Below are 11,618 nucleotides of genomic sequence, written 5' to 3'. Positions count from 1 at the left end.
TTTACAAGTATCATCCATTCTTCTTTAGATCTTCTTTCTGCCATGCAAATTACCTCCTACTAAGTATAGGAGTATTATCACATTAATTTACTGCCAGTCCTAGGTGATGAGTTATTTGACGCTTACATTGCAACCAATAGGGACAAGCGTTTGAATTAAAACAACCTGTAATAATTCTAATTTACTTCATAAAACTATTCATAACTCTTAATAGTTCTTTAAGCTTTTCTTCATCTTCAGTCTTCTCCCCTAATTCCAAGCAATTATAAGCATAATTTTCTATCATAAGAACCCCCACCTTATTTATAGCCGCTCTTATAGCTGATATTTGCACTAAAACATCCGTGCAGCAGATTTCTTTTTCTACCATACCTTGAATTCCCTTAACCTGACCTTCAATTCTTCTTAATCTATTTAATATATCCTTATTTTCTTTCATAACATTATTCTCCTAGCATACCCTCTGGTGGTATATATCTATCTATATTCTACCCTAAAATCTACAAATATAAAAGTAGGAGGTCAATCTACTTATATATTAATTCATACCTTGTGAGATTAATTTTTCCTATATATTATCTCTACACAAAAAAAGAGCTGAAAAGTTATAATAAACTTTTCAACTCTTATATACTAACTTAAAATTGTAATTTTTTTAATCTTTCAGCAGCTTCAATTACATTTTCTTTTAATGCAAAACAGCTTAATCTGAAGTATCCTTCTCCATTTTTACCAAAACCAACTCCTGGAGTACCTACTATATTTGCCTTTTCTAATAACATATCAAAGAGATCCCATGATGACATTTCATTAGGGCACTTTAGCCAAATATACGGAGAATTTTCTCCTCCTATATAATCTATACTCATTTCCTTAAGTACAGCTCCAAGGACCTTAGCATTTTCCTTATAAGAATCTATAACTTCTTTAGTTTTAGCTCTTCCTTCCTTTGAGAAAACTCCTGTTGCAGCCTTTTGTACAATATATGGAACACCATTAAACTTTGTTGATTGTCTTCTGAGCCACAACTCATTTAAAGATGTTTCTCCACATTTTAATTCCATTGGAATTACAGTATATCCACATCTTAATCCTGTGAAACCAGCTGTCTTTGATAAAGAGCATACTTCTATAGCACAATCTTTTGCACCTGGAATTTCATATATACTATGAGGAATGCTTTCATCACTTATAAATGCTTCATATGCCGCATCAAAAAGTATAACAGCTCCCATTTCCTTTGCATATTCAACCCACTTAGTTAGCTGTTCTCTATTATAAACAGCTCCTGTTGGATTATTTGGTGAACAAAGATAAATTATATCTGCCTTAACACTATAATCAGGTAATGCTAAGAAGTTATTGCTTATATTACTATCCATAAAGACTATCTTTCTTCCATCCATAACATTTGTGTCTACGTATGCTGGATAAACTGGATCTGGTATTAAAACTACATTGTCCTTTGAGAATATATCCAATATATTTCCTAAGTCACTTTTAGCTCCATCGCTTACAAAAATTTCATTAGTGTTTAATTCAACTGAAAATTCTTTATAATATCCTTGAAGTACATCTCTTAAAAATGCATATCCTTGTTCTGGTCCATATCCCTTAAAGGTTTCTATTGCAGACATATCTTTAACGCCCTCTTCAAGTCCTTTTATAACAGGAGCACATAAAGGAAGTACAACATCCCCTATACCTAATGATATAACTTTCTTATCAGGATTGTTAGCCTTAAATTCGTTAACCTTTTGTGATATGTTTGAAAACAAGTAACTCTTGGTTAAATTTGAAAAATTTTCATTTACTTTTAACATTAATTATTCCTCCTTAGCAGCTTTTACTAACCCTACAAAAAGTGGGTGTGGTCTATTTGGTCTAGATAAAAATTCTGGATGATATTGAACTCCAACAAAAAATTTATTCTCTTTTAATTCAACGGCTTCAACTAATCTTCCGTCTGGTGAAATACCACTTAATATTAAGCCATTTTCAGCAAATCTTTCTCTATAGTCATTATTAAATTCAAATCTATGTCTATGTCTTTCGTGAATAAGATCCTTGCCATAAAGTTCATGCAGTTTGCTACCCTTCATTACATTACAAGGATATTGTCCAAGACGCATTGTTCCGCCCTTAGCTTGAACTCCTACCTGATTTTTCATTAAATCTATTACAGGATTTTCTGTCATTTCATCAAATTCTCTGGAATTTGCATGCTTAAATCCTAAAACATTACGACCATATTCAATAACTGCAACTTGCATTCCCAAACAAATTCCTAAGAAAGGTAAATCATTTTCTCTAGCATATCTAACTGATTCAATTTTCCCTTCTACCCCTCTTTGGCCAAATCCTCCGGGTACTACTATTCCCTTACAGTCCTTTAAGATATCCTTTGCAGTTTCTTTAGTAATATCTTCACTATCAATCCACTCTATAGTAACATTAACTCCATTTTCATAGCCAGCATGTTTTAAGCTTTCAACAACAGATATGTATGCATCATGTAATTTAACATATTTACCAATAATCCCTATCTTAACTTCTGTCTGAGCTTCTTTTATCTTTTCAACTAAAGCAACCCATTCTCCAAGTTCACATTTAGTCCCTTCAATTCCTAATTCTCTACAAACAATTTCAGAGAAATTGCTCTTTTCAAGCATTAATGGTGCCTCATAAAGAATTGGAACTGTAGAATTTTCAATTACACAATCTCTTTTTACATTACAAAATAAAGATATTTTATTTTTAATATCGTCATCAAGTGGTAAATCGCATCTGCAAATAATTAAGTTTGGTGCAATTCCAAGACCCTGTAGTTCTTTAACACTATGTTGTGTAGGTTTTGATTTTAATTCTTCTGAACCTTTAATATATGGAATTAATGTAACATGTATAAACAAACAATTTTCTCGTCCAACCTCAAGAGATACCTGTCTTATTGCTTCTATAAATGGTAAAGACTCTATGTCACCAACAGTTCCTCCAATTTCAGTTATGATTATGTCACTATCTGTAACTTCTCCAACTGAGTATACTTGGTTTTTAATTTCATTTGTAATATGAGGAATAACTTGAACTGTATCTCCAAGATATTCTCCTTTTCTTTCCTTATTTAAAACGTTCCAATATACCTTACCTGAAGTTATATTAGAAAACTTATTAAGATTTTCATCAATAAATCTTTCATAGTGTCCTAAATCCAAGTCTGTTTCTGCACCGTCATCAGTAACAAAAACCTCGCCGTGTTGATAGGGACTCATTGTCCCCGGGTCAATATTAATATATGGGTCGAACTTTTGAGCTGCTACTTTTAATCCTCTACTTTTTAAAAGTCTTCCTAAAGAAGCTGCTGTAATTCCCTTTCCTAATCCGGATACAACTCCGCCTGTTACAAAAATATACTTTTTCTTCATATTCAATTAAATCCTTCCTTCAAAAACAAATTCAGCTGGACCAGTCATATAAACCAATCCATTAGATAAATACTTTATTTTCAAATCTCCTCCTAGTAGTTTAACAGTAATTTCTTCATTAGCTTTGCAGTATTTATTAAGTACTGATGCAACAACTGCTGCACAAGCTCCCGTACCACAGCCATAGGTTTCTCCACTTCCTCTTTCCCATACACGCATTTTAAGAGTTTTCTCATCAATTACTTCTAAAAACTCTGTGTTAATTCTTTCTGGGAACATAGGATGATTTTCAAACTTAGGTCCTAGCTTTTCTAATTCTAACTCATTAATACTATCCATGTAAACTACGCAATGAGGATTTCCCATTGAAACGCAAGTAATACCATATTCTATATTATCCACTATTATTCTTTCATTTACAACAAAATCTTTATGAAAATTCACAGGTACATCCTTAGCTTTTGTTATAGCTTCTCCCATATTAACTTCAACTACAGTAACTTTATTATCCAAGACAGTAAGATTAAGCTCCTTAATTCCACCTAAAGTATCTAAAGTAACCATCTTTTTATCTGTAAGACCTTTCTCATATACATACTTACCAATACACCTTGATGCATTACCACACATCTTTCCTTCTGAACCATCAGCATTAAACATTCTCATTCTAAAGTCTGCTCTATTTGATGGTAAAATCATTACAATTCCATCTCCGCCTACTCCAAAATGTCTATCACTTAATTTTTTAGATAATTCTCCGGGATTCTCAAGTTCATTCTCCATACAATTGAAATAAATATAATCATTCCCTACTCCATGCATTTTTGTAAATTCCATTGTTACACCCCTAAACATTCTATAATTTTATCTGCCACCTGACGCCTACTTAATCTTGAATCCATAGCCTGCTTCTCTAAATATTTATGAGCCTCTTCCTCTGTTAATTTATTATATTGAATAAGAAGACATTTGGCTCTATCAATTTTCTTTATATCCTCTACCTTTTTCAAAAGCTTATTCTGCTCATTTTTAAGAACACTAAATCTCTTTACTGATGTAAAAACAAATTTTATTCCTTGATGAAAAATTGATTTTGTAAAAGGTTTTGGTATTACAAAAATTCCATAGTCCTCTACTTTAGCCGAGATCATATCAGAACTTTCTGATTTAACAACCAAAACAACCCCACTATTATCCCCTTGTGAAATCTTCATAGCAAGATCACTTCCGAATTCATCTTTTAGTGGAGTGTCAATAAGTACCATACTGTAGTTTTCTTGAATTAATCGTCTTCTTGCAGCATTACCATTTCCCTCAGTATCAATATTGACATACCCCATACTTTTTAAATTATCAGAATAAACTTTCGTCCCCTTTTCCGAGCTGCATACCAGCAGTATCTTATCCATGTAGCACTTCCTTAAATACAAATTTTAATTAAAGTTTTTGAAAATAATTATTAAATTCCCATTCACTAACTTCGTCATGAGATTTGCAATTACTTTCGTATTCTTTCCATTCCATAAATTTGTTTTCTAAGAATTTATTATATACAAATTCCCCCAACGCATCTTCGACAAAATTACTTTTAGCCATTATATCAAGAGCTTCCTTAAGATTTAAAGGTAACTTTTCAAACTTAGATGTTTCTACATTATAAATATTCCCTTCAACAGCTTTTGGAAGTACTTTTTCCTCTTTAATCCCTTCCATTCCAGCACGTATTAAAAGAGCAAAAGCAAGGTATGGATTACAAGTACTATCTGGACTTCTAACTTCCATTCTACTATATTCTCCTTTAGAGGCTGGTATTCTGATTAGTTGTGATCTATTTTTATGAGACCAAGTTATATATTTAGGAGCTTCAAAGCATCCAAATCTTTTGTAGGAATTAGCATTGGCATTTAATACTGCTGTAATTTCCCTCATTCTATATATAATTCCAGCGATAAAACTTTCTGCCTCTGGAGAATGACTTCCATCTGTATGAAACAAATTTTTATCTCCTTTATCTAGAGATAAATTAATATGAAGCCCTGAACCGCTTTTATCCGCAAAAGGTTTTGGCATAAAACTTGCATAAAGTCCATTTAAACTTGCTATAGTTTTTATAACATTTTTGAATGTTATAAAATTATCAGCAGAGATTAATGCATTATCATATTTAAAGTCGATTTCATTTTGTCCGGGTCCAGATTCATGATGAGAACTTTCTGGTGTTAATCCCATTTCTTCTAGTGTCAAACAAATTTCTCGTCTTATATTTTCTCCCTTATCAAAGGGTGCAACTGCAAAATATCCTGCATCGTCATGTGGTATTAATATAGGTTCACCTTCATCATCTGTCTTAAATAAATAAAATTCACACTCAGGTCCAACCTTTGCTGTATAACCTAATTCCCATAATTCTTGCACTGCTTTGCTTAATATATTTCTTGAATCTCCTTGAAAAATCTCACCTTCTGGTGTCTTTATATAACAAAAGAATCTAGCAACTCTTCCTTCTTGTGGTCTCCAAGGAAGTATTGTTAATGTAGAAGGATCTGGAAATAAAAACAAATCTGATTCCTCTATATCTAAAAATCCTTTAATAGATGAAGCGTCAAAACTTATTCCATGTACAAATGCTTTTTCCAATTGAGATGACATTATTGATATGTTTTTAAGTTCCCCAAAAATATCACAAAACTGTAATCTTATGAATTTAATATCATTCTCCTCGACAAATTCTATTATTTCTGTAATTGTTTGGTCCATATATAACTACCTCCTGATTTTTAATTTGGTCCATCTAAATCCCTTAATTAGTAATTACTTACAAGAAGCTTTTTTGGATTAAATCTTGTTAAGAAGTTTAATTTCCTTATTTTTTCATTATACCACACCGGCCTACTACATAAAAAAATTGCCACTATCTTCATTCCAAAAAAATATTTATATTTAAAAAAGCGTCCCTTAATAGACGCACTGCAGTACGCAAATTAAGAACGCCATTGTTCTTAATTACTATTTTAGTAGGAAGCAATTTTTTTGTCAATAAATAATTGAATTCACTTGCATTTTCGCCTGTATTAGAATATAATAATAAAAAAAACAGCAATGGCGCTGTACGGAATCCGTACAGCGCTTTTAAATTTTAAGGAGGAATCTTATAATGGAAAATAAAAACCGTATCCCAGAATTATTTGGAAGTATGGTGTTTAATGAAAATACTATGAAGGAACGGTTACCGAAGCAAATTTACAAGGATCTAAAGAAGGCTATCGCAAATAACATGACTTTAGATCTTGGAGTAGCTAATATTGTAGCAAATGCAATGAAGGATTGGGCTCTTGAAAAGGGTGTAACTCACTTTACTCATTGGTTCCAACCAATGACTGGAATAACTGCTGAAAAGCATGATGCATTCATATCTCCTACTAATGATGGAGAAATTCTTATGGAATTTTCCGGTAAAGAATTAATACAAGGTGAGCCAGATGCATCTAGTTTCCCATCAGGTGGTTTAAGGGCAACATTTGAAGCAAGAGGATATACTGCATGGGATCCATCATCACCTGCATTTATCAAAGATAACGTATTATGTATACCTACAGTATTTTATTCATATACTGGAGAAGCATTAGATAAAAAGACTCCATTACTTCGTTCAATGGAAGCTTTAAATATACAGGCTTTAAGAGTATTAAAATTATTTGGACGTGACGAGGTGTCAAGAGTATCAACTACTGTTGGTCCTGAGCAAGAATATTTTTTAATAGATAAAAAATATTATGATCAAAGATTAGATTTAATGTTAACTGGAAGAACTCTTTTAGGTGCTATGCCTCCAAAAGGTCAAGAAATGGATGATCATTACTTCGGTAACATTAAAACAAGAATAGCTGTATATATGGAAGATTTAGATAGAGAATTATGGAAAGTTGGAATCTTAGCTAAAACTAAGCACAATGAAGTTGCTCCAGCTCAACATGAGTTAGCACCAATTTTTAATTTATCTAATGTTTCTACAGATCATAATCAACTAACAATGGAACTTATGAAAAAAGTTGCTGAAAGACATGGTTTAGTTTGTCTTTTACATGAAAAACCATTTGAAGGTATTAACGGTTCTGGTAAACATAACAACTGGTCTCTTTCAACTAACCTTGGAGAAAACCTATTAGAGCCTGGAAAGAACCCTGAAGAAAATCTTCAATTCGTTACTTTCCTTTGTGCAGTAATAAAGGCTGTTGATGACTATCAAGACTTACTAAGAATTTCTGTTGCTAATGCAGGAAATGATCATAGATTAGGGGCAAACGAAGCTCCTCCTGCTATTGTATCTATGTACTTAGGAGCTCATTTAAATGAGGTCTTAGCATCAATTGAAAATGGTTCTAATTATTCTTCAAAGAAAGAAGAAAGAATGGAACTTGGAGTTGATATAATTCCTAAGTTTGCTAAGGATACATCAGATAGAAATAGAACTTCTCCTTTTGCCTTTACTGGTAATAAGTTTGAATTTAGAATGCTTGGTTCTACTTTCTCGATATCTTGTTGTAACGTAATGTTAAATACAAGTGTTGCAGAATCACTTTGTCAGTTTGCTGACGAACTTGAAGGAAAAGAAGATTTCAAAACTAGTTTAAATAGTCTTCTTAAAAGAACTATTAAAGAAAATAAGAAAATTATATTTAATGGTAATGGTTATGCAGAAGAATGGGTTGTAGAAGCTGAAAAGAGAGGTTTATTAAACCTTAAAACTACAGTTGATGCACTTCCCCACTATATAAAAGAAAAAAATCTTTCATTATTTGAAAAACATCATATCTATACAAAAAATGAAATACATTCAAGATATGAAATACTTTTAGAAGAATATTCTAAAGTAATCAATATTGAAGGTTTAACAACTGTAGAAATGGTTAGACGACAATTACTTCCAGCTATTACTTCATTTATGAAGGAATTAAGCGATACAATAATAAGTAAAAAAGCCGTTGGTCTTAGCACAAGCTGTGATATGGAAAGAGGTATTTTAACTCAGGTTTCCACATTAGCTAATAAGCTATATGAAGAAGTTGAAAAGTTAAATACATTAATTGGAAAAGGTGTTGATTATGCTGATGCATATGAAAATGCGAACTTCTTCAAGGAACAAATCATACCAGTTATGGAAGCTACAAGACTTGCTGCTGATTCTTTAGAAGGATTAGTCGGACAAAGTTACTGGCCACTTCCAAGCTACTCTGATTTAATTTATAGAATATAATTATATATCATAAATAAATCAATAATTTAATCAATATTACTAACACAATGGCGTGTATCTTAATTTATGGATACACGCCATTTTTATTAATAAATTTATTTTAGGGGGAATTATTATGTTTTCATCAGTAGATACTTTATGGGTATTAATTGCAGCGGCTTTAGTATTCTTTATGCAAGCTGGATTTGCAATGGTAGAAACAGGTTTCACAAGGGCCAAAAATGCAGGTAATATAATCATGAAAAATTTAATGGACTTTAGTTTAGGTACAATAGTATTTTGGGTTCTAGGTTTTGGACTAATGTTTGGAACTTCAAACGGAGGATTTATTGGTACTCCGGACTTCTTTGTACAAGGAGATTATTCAAGCACCTTCCCAACATACGCGTTTTTAATTTTCCAAACAGTTTTTTGTGCTACAGCTGCAACAATTGTTTCAGGTGCCATGGCAGAAAGAACAAAATTTATTTCATATTGTATTTATAGTGTTGTTCTTAGTGCTCTTATTTATCCAGTATCAGGTCATTGGATCTGGGGCGGCGGTTGGCTAGCAGAAATGGGATTTCATGACTTTGCTGGTTCTACAGCAGTTCATATGGTCGGTGGTGTTGCTGCACTTGTTGGTGCTAAAATCCTTGGACCTCGTATTGGTAAATACGCTAAGAACGGTAAACCTAATGCAATTCCCGGACACAGCTTAACTCTTGGAGCTTTAGGTGTATTTATTCTTTGGTTCTGTTGGTTTGGATTTAACGGTGGTTCTACAGTTTCTGCAACTGGAGATGATGCTTTAACTTCAATGGCTACAATCTTTGTAACTACTAATTTATCAGCTGCTACAGCTGCTACTGTTACAATGATAATTACATGGCTTCGTTATAAAAAGCCAGATATCTCTATGACATTGAACGGTGCTTTAGCCGGTCTTGTGGCTATAACAGCTGGATGTGATTTAGTATCTCCTTTCGGGGCTTTTGCTATCGGTGTAATCGCAGCATTCGTTGTTGTATTTGGTATTGAATTTATTGATAAGACACTAAAAATAGATGATCCAGTTGGAGCTATAGGTGTACATGGACTCTGTGGAGCTACTGGTACTCTATTAGTTGGTTTATTCGCACTAGATGGTGGTTTATTCTATGGTGGCGGATTTGAAATGCTAAAGATACAATTTATTGGTGTTGTTGCAGTAATCGCTTGGGTAGCTATTACAATGACTATAGTATTTACTGTAATTAGCAAAACTATTGGTTTACGTGTATCTGAACATGAAGAAATTGTTGGATTAGACATAGAAGAACATGGTCTTGCAAGTAGTTACGCAGACTTTATGCCAGTTGATTATTCTATGAACTTAAGTTCTACATCAAATAATACTCCATCAGCAGTAACAAATACTGTTGATAAAACATCTTTACCTGTAAAGATGACTAAACTATCTATAATAATAAATCAAGAGAAGCTAGATATTTTAAAATCTGCTCTAGATAGCATTGGCATTACTGGTATTACAGTAACTCAAGCATTAGGTTGTGGTATGCAAAAGGGTCATACTGAATTCTACCGTGGTGTTGAATTTGATACACAACTACTACCTAAGATTAAGGTTGAAGTTGTAGTATGTAAAATACCTGTTGATTTTGTTATTAACACTGTTAAAAAGGTTCTTGGTTCTGGTACTATTGGTGATGGTAAGATTTTCGTATATAACATTGAAAATGTTATTAAAATCCGTACTGGAGAAGAAGGTTACTTAGCATTACAAGATGATAATTAACCATAGTAGTTTTATATAATTAAAAAGATGTCTTTTCAAATTATTTGAAAAGACATCTTTTTTATGCAATAAATCAATTAATTTTACGCACCTTGTACCTTATCTAACCTTTTATTAAATATAAACATATATAAAGCTGCTATAAATATGATTCCATATCCAATAAAGCTTAGTGCATCTGGTAATGCTCCAAATAGAGCAAAACTAATAATAGCTGCAAACATTATATTAGTATAATCAAAAATTGATATCTCCTTAGCAGGTGCATATTTATAGGCAAAAGTTATACCGAATTGCCCTATACTTGCGAAAAGTCCTGCACATATAAGATATAAGAATTGCATAAATGTCATTGGTTTATATGTCATTATCACAAATGGTGCAATTATCACACTAGAGAACAAAGAAAAATAAAATACAATAGTATGAGGTTTTTCTCTTCCTCCAAGAACCCTAATACATGTATATGCAGCCGCTGCAGAAACTCCACCTAAAATTCCTATTAATGCTGGAAACATTTCAAAGCTAAAACTTGGCTTAACTACAAATAACATACCTATCATTGCAATTAATAATGCAATACTTTGAGGTCTTTTAATCTTTTCCTTAAGAAAAATAGCTGAAAATATAATTACAAAAAAAGGACTAAGCTTATTTAACATATTTGCATCAGATAAAATCAAATGATCTATTGAATAGAAATTAAAAACTATTCCAATTGTTCCAAATAACGATCTTACTATAAGTAATTTTTGATTTTCTTTCTTTCCAAAAAATTTATCTTTATGTTTAGTTACTATTATAAATGCCACCGTTAAAGAAACTAAATTTCTGAAAAAAGTTTTTTCAACTGCAGGAAGATCCCCTGAAAGCTTTATAAAAGCAGACATTACTGCAAATCCAAATGCAGAAATTATTATAAATATTATTCCTTTTGTCCTATCAGTTAAATTATTAAAACTCATCTTTTCTCCTTCCATACTTAATATTATATTATACACCCATATAATATAATTGTATATTTTACAGCAAACCATGATTGAGTCAAGTAAAAGTGGGCAACTATTTTATTATCCATTATTTTACAGTATATATTTATAACTTCCCTTAAGCATTTTTACTCTTAATTGTAACTAATATCTCCAAATCCTTTTAATCCACA

Annotated in this window: 9 protein-coding genes; 2 read left to right on the top strand and 7 right to left on the bottom strand. The window is 32.0% G+C overall.

The features are described from left to right. Positions 1–181: 181 nt before the first annotated feature. The 6 genes from CLVI_RS16505 to glnA form a co-directional block, all read right to left on the bottom strand. Complete coding sequence (locus tag CLVI_RS16505; protein ID WP_106061263.1) at positions 182–439, bottom strand: metal-sensitive transcriptional regulator; 258 nt, start codon at positions 437–439, stop codon at positions 182–184. 199 nt (positions 440–638) lie between these two features. After that, positions 639–1,823, bottom strand: coding sequence for an LL-diaminopimelate aminotransferase (locus tag CLVI_RS16500; protein ID WP_106061261.1), 1,185 nt, complete (start codon positions 1,821–1,823; stop codon positions 639–641). A gap of 3 nt (positions 1,824–1,826) precedes the next feature. After that, positions 1,827–3,425: a CTP synthase gene (locus tag CLVI_RS16495; protein WP_106061265.1), complete on the bottom strand. Its 1,599-nt coding sequence runs from the start codon at positions 3,423–3,425 to the stop codon at positions 1,827–1,829. Positions 3,426–3,431: 6 nt separating this feature from the next. Then, a complete protein-coding gene (gene dapF / locus CLVI_RS16490) occupies positions 3,432–4,262 on the bottom strand; it encodes a diaminopimelate epimerase (RefSeq protein ID WP_106061260.1) in 831 nt (276 codons plus the stop codon). 2 nt (positions 4,263–4,264) lie between these two features. Continuing rightward, complete coding sequence (locus CLVI_RS16485) at positions 4,265–4,834, bottom strand: ANTAR domain-containing response regulator (RefSeq protein WP_106061258.1); 570 nt, start codon at positions 4,832–4,834, stop codon at positions 4,265–4,267. A gap of 28 nt (positions 4,835–4,862) precedes the next feature. After that, a complete protein-coding gene (glnA, locus tag CLVI_RS16480; RefSeq protein WP_106061256.1) occupies positions 4,863–6,182 on the bottom strand; it encodes a type I glutamate--ammonia ligase in 1,320 nt (439 codons plus the stop codon). A 397-nt stretch (positions 6,183–6,579) separates the two neighbouring features. On the opposite strand from glnA, the gene CLVI_RS16475 reads away from it, so the two are divergent. Further along, positions 6,580–8,679 carry a glutamine synthetase III family protein gene (locus tag CLVI_RS16475; RefSeq protein WP_106061254.1) on the top strand — a complete coding sequence of 700 codons (2,100 nt, stop codon included), beginning with the start codon at positions 6,580–6,582 and terminating at the stop codon, positions 8,677–8,679. Positions 8,680–8,794: 115 nt separating this feature from the next. Beyond that, on the top strand, positions 8,795–10,456 hold the full coding sequence (locus CLVI_RS16470; RefSeq protein WP_106061252.1) for an ammonium transporter: 1,662 nt from the start codon (positions 8,795–8,797) through the stop codon (positions 10,454–10,456). 83 nt (positions 10,457–10,539) lie between these two features. Here CLVI_RS16470 and CLVI_RS16465 read toward each other — a convergent pair whose 3' ends face one another. Beyond that, positions 10,540–11,421 (bottom strand): DMT family transporter, encoded by an 882-nt coding sequence (locus CLVI_RS16465; protein ID WP_106061250.1) that lies wholly within the window; start codon positions 11,419–11,421, stop codon positions 10,540–10,542. Positions 11,422–11,618: the final 197 nt, after the last annotated feature.

Origin of the sequence: Clostridium vincentii, assembly GCF_002995745.1 — a bacterium.
Taxonomy (GTDB): domain Bacteria; phylum Bacillota; class Clostridia; order Clostridiales; family Clostridiaceae; genus Clostridium; species Clostridium vincentii.
The sequence above is the reverse complement of the archived record's forward strand: the minus strand, read 5'-3'. Positions and strand labels throughout refer to the sequence as shown.